Source organism: Paenibacillus barengoltzii NBRC 101215 (assembly GCF_004000745.1).
In the GTDB taxonomy this organism is placed as follows: Bacteria; Bacillota; Bacilli; order Paenibacillales; family Paenibacillaceae; genus Fontibacillus; species Fontibacillus barengoltzii.
This window is the reverse complement of sequence record NZ_BILV01000054.1, coordinates 1-16295: the sequence shown is the minus strand read 5'-3', so window position 1 is coordinate 16295 and position 16295 is coordinate 1. Positions and strand designations below refer to the sequence as shown.

Sequence of the window (16295 nt, the reverse complement as noted above, 5' to 3'; positions counted from 1 at the left end):
GCGTAAGCTTGTTAATTGCCAACAATAAATAAGGAGGTGCAACGAACGATGAAGTTACATGAGCTTTCTCCTGCTCCTGGTTCCCGCCACGAACGCAAACGCGTTGGTCGCGGTACAGGTAGCGGCATGGGTAAAACATCTACTCGCGGTCACAAAGGTCAAAACGCTCGTTCCGGCGGTGGTGTGCGTCCGGGCTTCGAAGGCGGTCAGAATCCGCTGTATCGTCGCTTGCCAAAACGCGGTTTCATCAATCCGACGCGGAAAGAGTATGCGATTGTCAACATCGAAGATTTGAACAACTTTGCGGCGGATACGGAAGTAACTCCTGAGCTGTTGATTGAGCAAGGAATCGTGAAAGACGCGAAGAGCGGCATCAAGATTCTTGGCAACGGTGAAGTTACTGTCAAACTGACAGTTAAAGCGAATAAGTTCTCCCAATCTGCGGTAGAGAAAATCGAGGCTGCCGGCGGTAAAACCGAGGTGATCTAATGTTTAAAACCATTAAGAACATATGGCATGTTCAAGACCTTCGCAACCGCATCCTGTTCACGTTGTTTATCTTCCTCATTTACCGGATCGGATCCTTCGTTCCGGTTCCGGGCGTTAATAAAGACGTTTTTGAAGCAACAAACAATGCAGCAGGAAACAACTTGCTTGGGCTCTTGAACACCTTCTCGGGCGGCGCCCTGAAGAACTTCTCGATCTTTGCCCTCGGGATTATGCCTTATATCACGGCTTCCATCATCGTACAGCTCTTGTCGATGGATGTCATTCCGAAGTTTGCGGAATGGGCTAAGCAAGGGGAACACGGTAAGAAGAAAATGGCCCAAGTGACCCGTTACGGAACGGTCATTTTGGCCCTCATTCAGGCGTTTGCAACGTCGATTGGCTTTAACCGTTTGTACGGAACGGAAATGGTGCCGAACGCGACCTTCGGTGATTATCTGGTCATCGCGATTGTGTTGACAGCGGGTACCTCTTTCCTGATGTGGTTAGGTGAGCAGATTACCGAAAGAGGGATTGGTAACGGGATCTCGCTGATTATCTTCGCGGGGATCGTTGCTTCCATCCCTACGCACATTACGACGATTGCGCAATCGGATTTTATCATTGAAGGCCAGCCTTTCATTAATGTGGTGAAATCCATCGCGATTCTCTTGGTGTGCATCTTGATCGTCATCGGTGTTATCTACGTACAACAAGCGATCCGGAAAATCCCGGTGCAATACGCAAAACGTGTGGTAGGTAACAAAATGTATGGCGGACAGAATACGCATATTCCGCTCAAGATCAACGCTGCCGGCGTCATTCCGGTCATTTTCGCAGTATCCTTGCTGCAATTCCCGGTTGTCATCGCCAGCTTCTGGTCGACGCATGCATGGGCGCAATGGATTACGACCCATTTGTCTACCAACCGTCCGCTCGGGATGGTGCTTTATGTGATCATGATCATCGGCTTTACGTTCTTCTATACGTTCGTACAGATGAACCCGCAGCAGATGGCTGAGAACATGAAGAAAAACGGTGGCTACATTCCAGGGATCCGTCCTGGTAAAGCGACGGAAACCTACTTAACTCGGGTATTAACTCGTTTGACGATGACCGGTGCGCTCTTCCTTGCAGCCATCTCCATTCTCCCTATGGGATTGGGGGCTATCGCAGGATTGCCGAGCACCGTCTTGATCGGTGGTACATCGATCCTCATCGTAATCGGCGTTGCGCTGGATACGATGAAGACGATTGAAGGCCAATTGATCAAACGTCACTATAAAGGTTTTATTAATAAATAGTCGGTAGGTACCAGGATCAGAGGACGTGCAAACGTCCTTGCCTGGCACCTAACTGAGCTATTTCTTGTTGTAGAGAAGTGTTGGAGGGAGTGAGAAACATGAACCTACTATTCATGGGGCCTCCCGGAGCAGGAAAAGGAACACAAGCCGAGACAATCGTTAACGAATTCGGTATTCCTCATATCTCTACCGGCGACGCATTTCGCCTGGCAATCAAACAGGGAACACCTGTGGGGATGAAAGCGAAGGAATATATGGATCAGGGACTGCTCGTGCCTGATGATGTGACAGTGGGGATCGTTCGCGAACGCTTGCAGCAGCCCGATTGCGAAAAAGGTTTCTTATTGGACGGATTTCCAAGAACCCTTTCGCAAGCGGAATCGCTGGATGAGCTGCTTGATAGTATGGGTCGCAAGCTGGACCACGTCATCAACCTGAAAGTGGACCGGAACAAGCTGTTAGCGCGGCTGACTGGACGCCGGATATGCAAATCCTGCGGCGCCACTTATCATGTGATCTTTAATCCTCCGGGGCAGGAAGGTGTTTGTGATAAATGCGGCGGCGAGTTATACCAACGCTCGGATGATAACGAAGAGAGCGTAGGCACTCGTTTGGACGAATATATCAACAAAACCGCACCGCTTCTGAAGTTCTATGAAGACAAAGGCCTGTTGCGTCAGGTAGATGGTGAACAGGAAATCGATGCGGTTTCGAAGGAAATCGTGTCACTACTGCGAGGTTAGGTGTAATGATCATTTGTAAATCCGAAACGGAACTGGGCTTTATGCGAGAAGCTGGGCGGATCGTCGCGGAAACGCACAGGCTCATGGCCCAAGCGATTCAGCCTGGAATTACGACGGGAGAACTCGATCAACTCGCCGATAAATACATTCGCAGTCAGGGCGCCGTGCCGTCCTTTAAAGGTTACAACGGTTTTCCTTACAGCATTTGCGCTTCGGTCAACGAAGAATTGGTACACGGATTTCCCGGCAAACGCAAATTGAACGAAGGCGATATCATTACATTGGATATCGGCGCGGAGTATCGTGGTTTCCATGGGGACTCGGCGTGGACGTATCCGGTAGGTCAAATTTCGGAGGAAGCCAAGCGTCTCTTGGAAGTCACCGAAGGTTCCTTGTATGCGGGCCTTGCGCTCGTTAAACCGGATGTTCGATTGTACACGATCTCGCATGCAATTCAGCAATTCATCGAAGCTGCCGGTTTTTCCGTCGTTCGGGAATATGTGGGTCATGGCATTGGCGCGAGCTTGCATGAAGAACCGCAAATTCCGAATTATGGTTTGCCCGACCGGGGCCCGCGGCTTAAGCCGGGGATGGTCCTGGCGATCGAACCGATGGTTAACATGGGGAAGCGATATGTTAAAACGCTGGAAGACAATTGGACAGTGGTTACGGTGGATGGCTCCTTGTGCGCTCACTTTGAGCATACGGTAGCTGTTACGCCGGACGGGATGGAAATTTTCACGAAGCTGGATGCGTAGGTGATGAACGTGAAAGAGCGCTCAGCGCCGCAAATCGGTCAGTTGGTGAAAGTTCTCAAAGGCAGGGATGCCGGAGCGATTTATGTGATTGTCGGGATTCTGGACGACAAATTCGTCTGGATCGCGGACGGAAACAAACGGAAGTTTGATGGACCCAAACGTAAAAATGCCCAGCATCTTGAGCTACTGCCCATCGTTAGCAGCGAGGTTGTTCATAGTTTGCAGGAAAGCGGACGGGTGACGAACGGGAAACTGCGCCATGCAGTTCTTGCTTATCAGAAGTCCGCCAATTCTATGGCTGAAGAGAAAGGAGACTGACTGTGGCTAAAGAAGATGTCATTGAAGTCGAAGGTACGGTCATTGAACCGTTGCCGAATGCAACCTTTAGAGTAGAGTTGGAGAATGGTCATCAAATTCTCGCTCACGTTTCCGGGAAGTTGCGGATGCACTTTATCCGCATTCTGACAGGAGACAAAGTGGTCGTACAGCTTTCGCCATACGATTTGACGAAAGGCCGGATCACTTACCGCAAATAGACTATACCCATTATGGTAAAGTTGTGGTACAATATTCAGGTTGAGTTGTTTCTGACAGTAGTTTATGATTAGAATGCGTGCGATTGGATTTTTGCTTTCGCAAAAGAAGAACGTATGCTTTCGATCCCAGTTTTACTTCTGTAAAACTTTTAGGAGGTAATCAGCATGAAGGTAAGACCTTCTGTAAAGCCGATTTGCGAAAAATGCAAAGTCATTCGTCGCAAAGGCAATGTCATGGTGATTTGCGAAAATCCGAAACACAAACAAAAACAAGGTTAATTGAAGGGGGTGTAGCGTAAAATGGCACGTATTGCTGGTGTGGATTTGCCACGTGATAAACGCGTTGAGATCGCCTTAACTTACATTTTCGGAATCGGTAAAACGACTTCCCAGAAAATCCTGAAAGAAACAGGCATCAATCCGGACACTCGTGTTCGTGATTTGACGGAAGATGAGGTTAGCAAACTACGCGAAACGATCGACAAAACGGTCAAGGTTGAAGGTGACCTGCGTCGTGAAATTTCTTTAAATATTAAACGTTTGATCGAAATTGGCTGCTACCGCGGAGTGCGTCATCGTCGCGGCTTGCCGGTTCGCGGACAACGTACGAAAACGAATGCCCGTACTCGTAAGGGTCCTCGTCGTACTGTAGCGAACAAGAAGAAATAAGAAGGGGGGATAACAGACAATGGCTAAACCAAAGAAAGTCGTACGTACGAAACGTCGTGACCGGAAAAATATTGAATCTGGCGTGGCTCATATCCGCTCCACATTCAATAACACGATTGTCACTATTACGGATCCACACGGTAACGCGATTTCCTGGGCGAGCTCCGGCGGTCTTGGATTCAAAGGTTCCCGTAAGTCGACTCCGTTTGCTGCACAAATGGCTGCTGAATCTGCTGCCAAAGCTGCGATGGAACATGGCATGAAAACCGTTGAGGTTATGGTTAAAGGCCCTGGCGCCGGCCGTGAGGCCGCTATCCGCTCCTTGCAAGCGGCAGGCCTTGAAGTCAACATGATTAAAGACGTTACTCCAATTCCTCATAACGGCTGCCGTCCTCCAAAACGCCGCCGCGTTTAATGAAGCCGCGCTGAAGCCGTGGTATAACACCAGCGTCAATTGGGAACAATGGATGTTTAGGCATACTACGTTACGAACTTCAGCACCTTAGGCAGATTGAAAGGAACGACGTTTTGAAGGAGGGGTACTTTCGTGATAGAAATCGAAAAGCCAAAAATCGAGACCGTAGAAGTTAACGATGAAGGCACCTATGGGAAATTTGTAGTAGAACCACTTGAACGTGGGTATGGCACCACACTGGGCAACTCGCTTCGCCGGATTTTGCTCTCTTCTCTGCCGGGTGCTGCGGTAACCTCGGTCCAAATCGATGGAGTTCTGCATGAATTCGCGACCGTACCGGGCGTTATGGAGGACGTTACGGAGATCATCCTGAACCTGAAAGCACTCTCGCTGAAAATTCATTCGGATGAGGAGAAGATCCTCGAAATCGATGCGGAAGGCGAAGGCGTTGTTACGGCAGGGGATATCCGTGCGGACAGCGATGTGGAAATTTTGAATACGGATCTGCATATTGCAACGCTTGAACCGGGTTCAAGACTCCACATGCGCATCTACGCAGGCCGCGGACGTGGTTACGTTCAGGCAGATCGAAATAAACGAGATGATCAACCGATCGGTGTCATTCCCGTCGATTCGATCTATACCCCGATTACACGGGTCAATTACGTGGTTGAGAATACCCGGGTTGGCCAAGTGACCAACTACGACAAGCTTACGCTTGAAGTGTGGACCGATGGCAGTATCAGACCTGAAGAAGCGGTAAGCCTCGGCGCGAAAATTTTGACCGAGCATCTCTTCTTGTTCGTAGGCCTTACGGACGAAGCGAAAGACGCGGAAATCATGGTCGAGAAGGAAGAAGACAAGAAAGAAAAAGTGCTTGAAATGACGATTGAAGAGCTTGATCTCTCCGTTCGTTCCTATAACTGCCTCAAACGTGCCGGTATCAATACGGTACAAGAGCTTACGACGAAAACCGAAGAAGACATGATGAAGGTACGTAACCTGGGTCGCAAGTCTTTGGAAGAAGTTCAAGAGAAGCTCCAAGAGTTAGGTTTGGGATTGCGCACTGAAGAATAAGTTGACTTGAATCGTTTTAGCGAAGGAGGGAAAACTCATGGCATACCAAAAGTTGGGCCGCGATTCCAGCGCACGTAAAGCATTGTTCCGTGACCTGGTAACCGACCTGTTCTTATACGAACGCATCCAAACGACGGAAGCAAAAGCGAAAGAAGTTCGTTCGATCGCTGAGAAGCTGATCACCAAGGCAAAACGTGGTGACCTGCATGCCCGTCGTCAAGTGGCAGCTTACGTTCGTCGCGAATCGATCGACGGCGAGCAGGATGCAATCCAAAAGCTGTTCACCGAACTGGCAACTCGTTATTCCAGCCGTCCAGGCGGATACACTCGTATCCTGAAGCTGGGACCTCGCCGCGGCGACGCTGCTCCTATGGTTTATCTGGAACTGGTAGATCGCGCGTAATTCGGGGGTTCCCCATTTCTTGCGTGTAAAACTCTCTGTCGGCTCGCCTTACGGCTAAGCTTTCGGAGAGTTTTTTTATTGAACTGAAGGTGTGGCCTTGAGAAAGGAAGGAACCGATGCGCAACTTGCTGATGACCGTCAGCTATGACGGAACCAACTATTTCGGCTTTCAGACCCAACCGGGCGGAAATACGGTTCAGGATCATATCGAGGGAGCCATCCGCCATTTAACGGGAGAAACGGTGAAAATTCATGGCTCGGGACGAACCGATGCCGGGGTGCATGCGAGACAGCAGCCTTTTCATTTTCACACCGATTCGCGAATTCCTGTGGAACGTTGGTGTTTGGCGCTTAACGCGCGGCTCCCTTCTGATATCCGCGTGTTGACGGCTCGGGAGGTCCCTCTGACCTTCCATTCACGGCATTCGGCCAAACGGAAAACCTACCGCTACTCCATTAATACCAACCGATTCCCGGATGTGTTCCAACGGAACTATCAGTTTCATCATCCAGGACAGCTTAATGTGGAGGCCATGCAGGCATGCCTGCCTTATCTGATGGGAACCCACGACTTTACTTCGTTCGCCTCGCGTCAGTCCACGAAGCTAAGTCACGTTCGTACCATATATGATGCCCGCATCGAGGTGGATTCATCAGCGAAAATTCCTGGAGCAACGGGGCAGGGGATTGTCCATTTTTATGTCACGGGGAGCGGATTTCTGCAACATATGGTCCGGATCATCGTGGGCACCTTGATCGAGGTCGGTGAAGGTAAACGGACGCCTGAATCGATCCAAGCGATTCTGGAGGCGAAGGATCGGACAGCCGCAGGCCCAACGGCGGAGAGTAAAGGGCTGATGCTCTGGAGCGTAGAATACGAAGAAGAAGATTTGAACGACTGAAATGGTGGGGTTTGGAAGCTTGATTTTTTCGGGATAACCTTTGAAAAAGGCTTGCGTATTAACTGGGCTTCCTGTAAAATAAAAGTTGTGTTTTCTTGATGGCTATCCCACAGCCCCCAGTCAAGAAAGCCGCTTAAACAAGAATTATATGCTTGCTAAACATGAATGAAACGATCGAAGATAAATCTGCTGACGTAGGTCAAGCGACCCGAAGAGCATGATCGTGTTCAGCAGGATGAACCATTTCGGACGAATTTGAAGGAGGATCTTTACATGCGTACCACTTATATGGCGAAGCCAGGCGAAGTAGAGCGCAAATGGCACATCATCGATGCCGAAGGCAAAACGCTGGGCCGCTTGGCTAGCGAAGCTGCTGCTCTTATCCGCGGTAAACACAAACCACAATTTACTCCACATGTTGACTGCGGTGACTTTGTGATCGTCATCAACGCGGAGAAAATCGCCCTGACCGGCAAAAAGCTCGATAACAAAAAATATTATCGTCATTCCCTGCATCCGGGCGGTTTGAAAGTGACCGTTGCTAAGGATTTGCTGAGAACGAAACCTGAACGTGTAATTGAATCCGCCGTTCACGGCATGCTGCCTAAAACTCGTCTTGGCGAGAAAATGAAGCTGAGACTGAAAGCTTATGCGGGCACTGAGCATCCACATGCGGCACAAAAACCTGAAGTTTACGAACTTCGCGGATAATTAAAAGGGAGGACAGTTTCATGGCACAAGTACAATACTATGGGACAGGTCGTCGTAAACATTCGGTAGCTCGTGTTCGCCTTGTACCGGGTGAAGGACGCATTGTCATCAATAAACGCGACATCAACGATTATTTTGGTCTGGAAACGCTGAAGCTGATCGTAAAACAACCGCTGACTTTGACGGAAACGCTGGGTAACTACGACGTGATCGTCATCGCTCATGGCGGCGGTATCTCCGGTCAAGCTGGCGCAATCCGTCACGGGATTTCCCGTGCTCTGCTCAAAGCAGATCCGGAACTGCGTCCTGCATTGAAGAAAGCAGGCTTCTTGACGCGTGACCCACGGATGAAGGAACGGAAGAAATACGGCCTCAAAGCAGCTCGCCGTGCTCCTCAGTTCTCGAAACGTTAATCTTTATATTGCTTACGAAAGTCCCTTTCCGTTTTGGAAAGGGGCTTTTTTGCGTTTAAAATAACGGATACCACCGGACTTTTATTCATTTTGGAATTTTTAGTATTGACTTCTAGAGGGAATACCCTATACTTTTAAATATAATTCAAATCAGATTAGTTGGAATAATTGCAAGTCTTGATTAACCAGATGCGGGAGGTCTGAAGAACAGTGAATTTATTGGAAAAAGAGCAACTGATTGCTGCCAAGGCCGAGGAATTTGAGTCGTTATCCCCCCAAGAAATCCTCGCCTGGGCGGTAGAGACATTTCCGAATATCACCTTTGCTTGCAGCTTTGGGGCTGAGGATGTTGTACTGGTCGATATGCTGCAGCAAATCAGCCCGTCTACCGACATTTTTTACTTAGACACGGATTTTCATTTTAAAGAGACTTATGAGACCCGGGACGCGATTGCGGCCAAATATGGGTTGGAATTTGTACGAATTTCCCCTCTGCTAACACCAGAAGAACAGACGCAGAAGTATGGGGAGGAGCTGTGGAAGGCAGATCCTAACGCTTGCTGCAACCTGCGTAAGGTTGAGCCGCTGACACGGGTGTTAGGCCGATACGATGCATGGATTACCGGGATTCGCCGCGACCAGGCACCAACCCGAGCCAATGCGAAGAAAATTGAATACGACACCAAGTTTGGTCTGGTGAAATTTAATCCGATCGCTAACTGGACTTCGGATGATGTATGGAACTACATTCGCGAGCATCAGCTCATTTATAATCCTTTGCATGACCGCAATTATCCTAGCATTGGCTGTGAACATTGTACCCGTCCGGTAATGCCAGGCGAAGATCCACGGGCAGGGCGTTGGTCCGGTACGGAAAAAACAGAATGCGGTTTGCACCAATAATCACGGCATTGAAATAACGGAATTGGGGGAGATACGGGTGACGTCAATATTACCGCATGGTGGAAGTCTGATTAACCGGGTGGTAACTGGATCTGAACGGGACAGTCTCTTGGAAAAGGCAAAGGGCCTTCCATCCATTCGAATCAATAACTGGACGATTTCGGACTTGGACCTCATTGGGGTGGGGGCCTTTTCACCCTTAACCGGGTTTATGAACGAAGACGATTATCGGTCGGTCGTCGATCGTATGCGGCTGGCTGACGGGACGGTCTGGAGTATTCCGATTACTCTCTCTGTCGCACGAGAACAAGCGGAAAGTCTGGAAGTAGGAGAACAGGTCGCGTTGATTGGTGAGCAGGACGGCGTTGTTTACGGTCTGCTTGAGATAGGCAGCGTCTATTCTGTAGATCAGGCAGAGGAAGCGCGTAAAGTGTTCAAAACCGATGATCCTGCGCATCCTGGAGTGAAGAAGCTGCTGGAACGTTCGCCATACTACGTTGGGGGTTCGATTCAAGTGTTGAACCGACCGGAACCGGCGCGGTTTAAGGAGTTCTATTTTGACCCAGCCGAGACGCGGCGGATCTTTGCCGAGAAGGGGTGGAGAACCGTTGTAGGGTTCCAGACCCGCAATCCGGTTCACCGGGCGCATGAATATATTCAGAAGAGTGCGATGGAAATCGTGGATGCGCTATTCCTTAATCCGCTGGTCGGCGAGACCAAATCCGACGATGTACCAGCCGATGTTCGGATGAAGAGCTATTTAACGCTGCTGAAACACTATTATCCGGCAAATCGTGCTTTTCTAGGGGTGTTCCCGGCAGCGATGCGTTATGCTGGACCACGTGAAGCGATTTTTCATGCGATGGTGCGCAAAAACTACGGATGCACGCATTTTATCGTGGGTCGTGACCATGCCGGGGTTGGCGATTACTACGGAACGTATGAGGCCCAAGAGATCTTCTCGAACTTCACCTCGGAGGAGTTGGGCATCACGCCGCTGTTCTTTGAACATAGCTTTTTCTGCACGAAATGCGGGAATATGGCTTCCAGCAAGACCTGTCCACATCCGAAAGAAGATCACTTAACCTTGTCCGGAACGAAGGTACGCGGTTTGCTGCGCGATGGGGTTTGTCCGCCGCCGGAATTTACCCGGCCGGAGGTTGCGGAGGTCCTGATCGAAGGTATGAAGCAACAGGTGCAACCCACTTAAATCACAGGTTAGCCTAATCCGATAAGAGTCATATTTGTCCACCTTGTCCCATATCATGAGTAATGTCATGAAGGGAGAAAGGTGGCTTTTTTTTATGCGCGATCGAGATAAGGTGACGTTATGGATTACTCTGAACCACATCAAAATAGCGCTGATCGGCGTAGGTCTGGCTGCCGTGATCCTGGGGTTGGCCTTTTACCGGGTGCCGGCGCAGAAAGCCTGGAATTATTGGAGTCTGCCGCTGGCGGGGCAGGTGATTGCCTTGGATGCTGGGCATGGCGGACCCGATGGGGGAGCCAGCAGTAAGCAGGGGCTGATCGAGAAAGACATCAATCTCGCCGTCTCTTTGTACCTGCGCGATTATTTGCAGCAGGCGGGTGCGGTGGTTGTCATGACCCGCGAGGAGGACAAGGACCTGGCCGCGGCCGACACGAGGGGCTACAGTAAACGGAAGACCGAGGATTTAATGACACGGGTCCGCTTTATTGAGGAACAGCAGGCCGATCTGCTCGTGAGTATACACATGAACAGCATTCCTTCGCCGCGCTGGCGAGGCGCACAAACGTTCTATTATCCCAATCATGCAGATAACGCCAACTTGGCTGCGCTCGTACAGGAAGAGCTTCGACGGAATCTGGAGAACACCGACCGGGTAGCGAATCGTGCGGATAAGAAAGTGTATTTGCTTGAAGCGATGAAGATTCCGGCTGTCCTGGTGGAGGTCGGGTTCCTATCGAACCCAGAGGAAGCGGGGTTGCTTGGCACGGAATCGTACCAACGGAAAGTAGCTGCTTCCATTTATCAGGGGATCTTGCGATATTATTCTGGAGAAAAGGTACAAACCCCGGCAGAGGATGTCAGGTAATGATATAATAGAACTAACTATCTTAATAGACCTAACTATCTGATGAAGTCGAGGTGCTGTCAGTGATTACGAAAGAACAGCTTCAGGCAACATTACGCCCGGTTGCAGAACCAACCACAGGTCTCAGTCTAGTCGACCTCCAGTGGATTCGCGATATTATGATTAAGGAAGACCGCGTCTCATTAACCGTTGTTGGCTTTGAGAAAGGCAGTGCGGCACAGGTGGAAGCCGAGCGAGAGATCCGCTTTCGCTTATCCGAAGCAGGGGTGAAGGATGTGCACCTTCGCTTCCGTGAAGCTTCGGAGCAGGAGCGTGAGGCAGCGTTTCGCGCGGCTCGTCGACCTTCGGATCCATCCCATGGCGAAGGCAACGAACTGAAGGGGCACGGAGCAGGTCTGGAAGGACTGCCGATTCTTGACCCAAGATCTGGCGTGCAATTTATTGCTGTAGCCAGCGGTAAGGGCGGAGTGGGCAAATCTACCGTCACGGTGAATTTGGCGGCGGCCCTGGCGCGTCAAGGCAAGAAGGTGGGCTTAATTGACGCCGACATCTACGGCTTTAGTGTTCCCGATATGATGGGGATTGAAGAGGCGCCGGTGGTGGAGAACGGTCAAATCCTGCCCGTAGAACGCTTTGGCGTTAAGGTGATGTCGATGGGCTTCTTTATCCAGGACAATAACCCGGTCATTTGGCGGGGACCGATGCTGGGGAAAATGCTTCGGCAATTTTTCAGCGATGTTCAGTGGGGCGATTTGGATTATATGCTGCTTGATTTTCCGCCGGGTACAGGGGATATCGCCCTTGACGTGCACCAGATGATTCCGCAAAGCAAGGAGATCATCGTCACTACCCCGCATGCTACTGCTGCTTTTGTTGCTGCCCGGGCAGGGGCTATGGCGCTGCGCACGGAACATGAAGTGCTGGGCGTCGTCGAAAATATGGCTTACTACGAGTGCTCCAAATGCGGCGAGAAGGATTATGTCTTCGGGCGCGGCGGCGGTGCTCGGTTGGCAGAGTCCTTACATACGGAATTGCTGGCACAATTCCCGCTGGGGGCGCCGGATAACCATCCCTCCGAGCCGGACTTTTCTCCGTCAGTGTACAAAGCAGAGACCCCGGTGGGTCAGCTGTATGACGAACTGGCGCAGCGCATCGTGTTGAAATGTAAAAAAGACTGATCCCTAAAGGGTCAGTCTTTTTTTGTGGAGCGTTGATTGCTATCAGCTTATGAAGCTCCACCGCTGCCTCCGCCTTCTTTGCTTTGTCCGCCTTCATCGCCGCCGTCGTCGCCACCGCTGCCTCCGTCATCCTTAGGCTCTTTTTCGACCTTAGGCTGCAGTTGCTCTTGAACAACGGTTTTTAACAGCTCAAGCACTTCCATTTTGAACAATGGACTTTGCATGGCCTCCTGCATAACCGTCATGGATTGCTTGCGGTAGTCCGGCGTCTTGGTTAAATCAAGGAACATCTTCATGACTTCCGGCGATTTCAGGATGTCACTGATCGCTTTCTGATACGTTGGGTCCTTGATCAGCTGCATATGGAGCTCTTTGCTTTGGGCGTTAATCGCCTTCGCAAAATCTCCGGCAAACTGCGGATCGGTCATGATCTTCTCAATTTCCTTTTTGTATTCAGGGGAAGTGATCGTCTCCTTGACCGCCATACGCACCTCATTGGCGGTTTGGGACGGGAGAATCATCTTCACCCCAAACGATCCGCTTCCGCCGCTTCCTCCGGATCCACCTGAACCGGAACCGGAATCTGAACCGGTACCAGAGTCAGATCCGGACTCCGAACCGGATTCTGAGCCGCCGCTCTCGCTGCTTGGCGGAGAGCTTAATGCTTCATATATAGCTTTTTTACCTTCGTCGGTCTTAAGAATATCGATGACCATCGACTTCGTTTCTTTATATCCCCCACCCTGGGAAGAGGAGGAGGAGCTTTGTTCAGAACCGCAGGCTGCAAGCGGAAGAGTGAATGTACATAAGAAGCATAAAATCCAACGGGTACCCCGCCATTTCATGGTTCCCTTCCTCCTTATCATCATTGCTGAAGTTAGTATGCGGCTTAGAAACGGAAATATCCCAACGAAAAGCTTAAAAACAATGGTTTTTTACCGGGATCGTTGGTAAAATATTTCGTTAGTGGAGGTGGAAGGGGTTTGAACTTAAAAAAGTGGCTTTACTTATTTGGGACAACCTTAGCCGTAGGAGCGGCGGGGTCGCTGATTGTCGGCCTGTTGTTGCAATGGGCCGATACCCTGCAATATAAAGGCTTGACCGATATTCTGGTCAATGTCGGGATTTTACTTGGTGTGGGCATTATGGTTAGCGTGTATTCTCAAATGGGCTTTTTTGCATATTTAATGATCAATTATATGGGGAACGGAGTCTTCTCCAGAAGAACGTGGCAATATATCCAGTTGGTCTTAACTGCTTTAGCGTTGCTGGAACTCATGTTCTTCCGCATTTTCGTAGGCGGGGAGAAGAACGGGTATTCTGACATAGTCCTTGGCATTGTCATTCTTATTGTGGCTGTGGGGACTGCGTTTTATAAGGCGAAATTGACGAATGCAACTGCCTGGATTCCCACGTTGTTCTTTATGATTGCGGTTACGATTGTAGAGACCGTTGGCGTATTGAAGATTGGGGTCAATTCCGCGACGGCCTGGATTGTTGCGCCATTAGTCGCATGTAATGCATATCAAATCTTACTTCTGCAGCGCGTGCTGAATTCAGGAAGTACAGAAATACCAAAAAGCCCAGCCTAAACTGGGCTTTTTTGCTACAGTTTACAATCCAATTGCGTACTCAAGCTGCTTCTTCAGCCACGCTTGATCACGGACTTCGTTGCCTTGAACGCTGGCTTCCTGCAGCAGGTCCGTTACGGTCACAAACTCATAGCCTTTCTTGCGGAGCTCATCGATGATAATCGGCAACGCTTCATGCGTTTGCTTCACCGAATCGCTGGCGTGAAGGAGAACGATATCCCCGGGATGGGCTTTTTTAACGACGCGGTCAACGATGGTTTGAACTCCTTTGTTCATCCAATCCTGAGAGTCCGTATCCCATTGAATGACTTGGTAGCCTTGACTTGCAGCAATTCTAAGCACGCGCTTATCGAAGTCACCGTTTGGAAGCCGCAGCAGCTTAGGAGGTTGGCCTGTTACTTCGGTCAAAATCGTATGTGCGGTTGAAATCTGACGGGCGATTTCCTCGTCGCTCAGGCTGCTGTAATTCGTATGCTTATGCCCGTGGCTTCCAATTTCATAACCTTCCTTCTGAATTGCTTTGACGATGTCTGGATGGGTCTTGCTCCAAGGCGAAGACAGGAAGAAGGTGGCTTTCTGCACATTCTTCTCCTTCAGCACGTTGAGAATCGGCTCGGCCCGCGTATCGCCCCAACTGATATCGAAGGTAAGGGCTATGACTTTTTTGTTCGTGGACACGCTATAAATAGCCGACGGAGCGCTTTCCTCTGAGAATACCGTGACATGGCCCTGCTCCACGTAAATGACGCCGGCAGCAAAGAGGGCCGCAGCGAAGACAAAGAAAAAGCGTTTGATTTTCTTTCCGTTAAGGACATAGAAGAAGTTGTTCATGAACCTTTAAGCCCCTCTCGTTATCAGAATGAAATGATCTGAACTGATCCGCTTGTACAAATGTATGCTTGTTCCACAGCTTTATGACGCTTGGCCGATCATAATTTGAAGGAGATTGATGCAATGTTCTCGATTCGGAAGTTTATCCGCGACTTACGTAAATATAAGAAAGCCATGCTGCTATCGATTTTGATTTTTGCAGCGGGACTAGTTCTGGGGGCAGCAAATGCAGACACGTTAACCCGCCTGGTAATGCCTAATCTCGAACAGCTTAGCCGGATCAGCCGGGATTTGGCACAGTCGGAGCATCCGGAGTGGAACTTCTTCCTGTTTATCTTTTTTAATAATGTGACTAAAAGTCTCGGTGTGATGTTGCTAGGCGCCATTCTTGGAATTTTACCGGCTTTCTTCTTGTTGATGAACGGTTTGGCTTTAGGATTTGTGGTGGCGGCGGCTGGCGGTCGAGGTGAGAATTTAGTGGATTTGATCGTTCGTGGCCTGCTTCCTCACGGGATCATTGAAATTCCTGCGATTCTGATTGCCGCAGGGTTTGGGATGCAATTCGGCTATTTGGCGGTAAAGAGCTTAGGAGAGGCCGGTTCCAGAGATGCCTCGGAGCGTACGGTGGATTGGAGAGGCTTTCTTGTTTCTGCCGGGCGGGGGGCGATCTGGATTGTTATTATGCTGCTGGTCGCTGCGGTGATTGAGAGCACGTTAACTTTTTATCTCGTTGGTTGAGCGGCAAGTCAGGTCTTTGAAAATTAAAGTGATTAATGATTTTCGCATGCATTCATAAATTTCCCAAAAAGTGAGCATAACATTAAAGCATCTATAAATAGATCGATATCTTAAAACATGGATCGAACAAGGAGTGTTATGCATGCTGGGAATGTTGTTCACTGATAAGGAATGCAAGGAACTGGATTATGTGCTGCGAAAAGAATTGGATGAAATGCTGCTCGATCTGAACGATACGCGACTCGATCAAGATATTCGTCAGGCGATCGCTAACCGCTATAAAACGATTTTCAGGATGTATGCTCGCTTTGCTCCCTCCAAGGAATTATCGAAATATGCCCGGCGGGCTCGTTTTCCACAAGCAAAAGAATAGGTTAAGAAATAGTTGACGGCGGGGCTAATCTTATGGTAAATTAGCAATCGTCCTTGTTTTGCATGGACAAGCAGTGAAGGACAGGAAAACATTAGCAAGAAAAAAAGTTCAAAAAAACTCTTGCAAAAACCTGACTGACTGTGATATATTATAAAAGTCGCCGCTGAAACAAAGCGATGACGAAAAAC

The 16295-nt window shown here is 49.6% G+C and carries 23 protein-coding genes; 21 read left to right on the top strand and 2 right to left on the bottom strand.

Annotated elements, in window-relative coordinates; genetic code table 11:
- Positions 1-48: 48 nt before the first annotated feature.
- The 18 genes from rplO (at position 49) to salA (ending at position 12573) form a co-directional block, all read left to right on the top strand.
- The gene (rplO, locus tag PBA01S_RS15250) at positions 49-489 is read left to right on the top strand and encodes a 50S ribosomal protein L15 (protein WP_028539491.1); all 441 of its coding nucleotides are present in this window, start codon (positions 49-51) and stop codon (positions 487-489) included.
- Positions 489-1790 (top strand): preprotein translocase subunit SecY, encoded by a 1302-nt coding sequence (gene secY / locus PBA01S_RS15245; RefSeq protein WP_028539492.1) that lies wholly within the window; start codon positions 489-491, stop codon positions 1788-1790. Before rplO ends, secY begins: the two co-directional genes overlap by 1 nt.
- Positions 1791-1888: 98 nt before the next feature.
- The gene (locus PBA01S_RS15240) at positions 1889-2533 is read left to right on the top strand and encodes an adenylate kinase (RefSeq protein ID WP_016310721.1); all 645 of its coding nucleotides are present in this window, start codon (positions 1889-1891) and stop codon (positions 2531-2533) included.
- A 5-nt stretch (positions 2534-2538) separates the two neighbouring features.
- Positions 2539-3291: a type I methionyl aminopeptidase gene (gene map, locus PBA01S_RS15235; protein ID WP_016310722.1), complete on the top strand. Its 753-nt coding sequence runs from the start codon at positions 2539-2541 to the stop codon at positions 3289-3291.
- 3 nt (positions 3292-3294) lie between these two features.
- Positions 3295-3609 carry a KOW domain-containing RNA-binding protein gene (locus PBA01S_RS15230; RefSeq protein ID WP_009226661.1) on the top strand — a complete coding sequence of 105 codons (315 nt, stop codon included), beginning with the start codon at positions 3295-3297 and terminating at the stop codon, positions 3607-3609.
- A 2-nt stretch (positions 3610-3611) separates the two neighbouring features.
- Positions 3612-3827, top strand: coding sequence for a translation initiation factor IF-1 (gene infA / locus PBA01S_RS15225; protein ID WP_007132547.1), 216 nt, complete (start codon positions 3612-3614; stop codon positions 3825-3827).
- A gap of 165 nt (positions 3828-3992) precedes the next feature.
- Positions 3993-4106 (top strand): 50S ribosomal protein L36, encoded by a 114-nt coding sequence (gene rpmJ, locus PBA01S_RS15220; RefSeq protein ID WP_003333770.1) that lies wholly within the window; start codon positions 3993-3995, stop codon positions 4104-4106.
- A gap of 21 nt (positions 4107-4127) precedes the next feature.
- On the top strand, positions 4128-4496 hold the full coding sequence (gene rpsM / locus PBA01S_RS15215) for a 30S ribosomal protein S13 (RefSeq protein ID WP_016310723.1): 369 nt from the start codon (positions 4128-4130) through the stop codon (positions 4494-4496).
- A 19-nt stretch (positions 4497-4515) separates the two neighbouring features.
- Positions 4516-4911 carry a 30S ribosomal protein S11 gene (gene rpsK / locus PBA01S_RS15210; protein WP_009226663.1) on the top strand — a complete coding sequence of 132 codons (396 nt, stop codon included), beginning with the start codon at positions 4516-4518 and terminating at the stop codon, positions 4909-4911.
- Positions 4912-5043: 132 nt separating this feature from the next.
- The gene (locus PBA01S_RS15205; RefSeq protein WP_009226664.1) at positions 5044-5988 is read left to right on the top strand and encodes a DNA-directed RNA polymerase subunit alpha; all 945 of its coding nucleotides are present in this window, start codon (positions 5044-5046) and stop codon (positions 5986-5988) included.
- 37 nt (positions 5989-6025) lie between these two features.
- Positions 6026-6391, top strand: coding sequence for a 50S ribosomal protein L17 (rplQ, locus tag PBA01S_RS15200; RefSeq protein WP_009226665.1), 366 nt, complete (start codon positions 6026-6028; stop codon positions 6389-6391).
- A gap of 116 nt (positions 6392-6507) precedes the next feature.
- On the top strand, positions 6508-7293 hold the full coding sequence (gene truA, locus PBA01S_RS15195; RefSeq protein ID WP_016310724.1) for a tRNA pseudouridine(38-40) synthase TruA: 786 nt from the start codon (positions 6508-6510) through the stop codon (positions 7291-7293).
- 273 nt (positions 7294-7566) lie between these two features.
- On the top strand, positions 7567-8004 hold the full coding sequence (gene rplM / locus PBA01S_RS15190; RefSeq protein ID WP_009226667.1) for a 50S ribosomal protein L13: 438 nt from the start codon (positions 7567-7569) through the stop codon (positions 8002-8004).
- Between the two features lie 20 nt (positions 8005-8024).
- Positions 8025-8417, top strand: a complete 393-nt coding sequence (rpsI, locus tag PBA01S_RS15185) for a 30S ribosomal protein S9 (RefSeq protein ID WP_009226668.1) — start codon at positions 8025-8027, stop codon at positions 8415-8417.
- A 210-nt stretch (positions 8418-8627) separates the two neighbouring features.
- Complete coding sequence (locus PBA01S_RS15180; RefSeq protein ID WP_016310725.1) at positions 8628-9320, top strand: phosphoadenylyl-sulfate reductase; 693 nt, start codon at positions 8628-8630, stop codon at positions 9318-9320.
- A gap of 37 nt (positions 9321-9357) precedes the next feature.
- The gene (sat, locus tag PBA01S_RS15175) at positions 9358-10530 is read left to right on the top strand and encodes a sulfate adenylyltransferase (protein ID WP_127576292.1); all 1173 of its coding nucleotides are present in this window, start codon (positions 9358-9360) and stop codon (positions 10528-10530) included.
- Positions 10531-10624: 94 nt separating this feature from the next.
- Positions 10625-11395 (top strand): N-acetylmuramoyl-L-alanine amidase CwlD, encoded by a 771-nt coding sequence (gene cwlD / locus PBA01S_RS15170; protein ID WP_028539495.1) that lies wholly within the window; start codon positions 10625-10627, stop codon positions 11393-11395.
- Between the two features lie 62 nt (positions 11396-11457).
- Positions 11458-12573: an iron-sulfur carrier protein/transcriptional regulator SalA gene (gene salA / locus PBA01S_RS15165; protein ID WP_127576291.1), complete on the top strand. Its 1116-nt coding sequence runs from the start codon at positions 11458-11460 to the stop codon at positions 12571-12573.
- Between the two features lie 47 nt (positions 12574-12620).
- Here the strand turns inward: salA and gerD are convergent, their stop codons facing one another.
- Complete coding sequence (gene gerD / locus PBA01S_RS15160; protein WP_085170592.1) at positions 12621-13418, bottom strand: spore germination lipoprotein GerD; 798 nt, start codon at positions 13416-13418, stop codon at positions 12621-12623.
- A 138-nt stretch (positions 13419-13556) separates the two neighbouring features.
- On the opposite strand from gerD, the gene PBA01S_RS15155 reads away from it, so the two are divergent.
- A complete protein-coding gene (locus PBA01S_RS15155) occupies positions 13557-14165 on the top strand; it encodes a KinB-signaling pathway activation protein (RefSeq protein WP_127576290.1) in 609 nt (202 codons plus the stop codon).
- A 21-nt stretch (positions 14166-14186) separates the two neighbouring features.
- On the opposite strand, the gene pdaB is transcribed toward PBA01S_RS15155, so the two are convergent.
- Positions 14187-14996, bottom strand: a complete 810-nt coding sequence (gene pdaB, locus PBA01S_RS15150; protein WP_085170593.1) for a polysaccharide deacetylase family sporulation protein PdaB — start codon at positions 14994-14996, stop codon at positions 14187-14189.
- A 123-nt stretch (positions 14997-15119) separates the two neighbouring features.
- Between pdaB and PBA01S_RS15145 the strand changes: the two genes are divergently transcribed.
- Positions 15120-15734, top strand: a complete 615-nt coding sequence (locus PBA01S_RS15145; RefSeq protein ID WP_127576289.1) for a stage II sporulation protein M — start codon at positions 15120-15122, stop codon at positions 15732-15734.
- A 142-nt stretch (positions 15735-15876) separates the two neighbouring features.
- On the top strand, positions 15877-16107 hold the full coding sequence (locus tag PBA01S_RS15140; protein ID WP_016310733.1) for a hypothetical protein: 231 nt from the start codon (positions 15877-15879) through the stop codon (positions 16105-16107).
- The last annotated feature ends 188 nt before the right edge of the window (positions 16108-16295 follow it).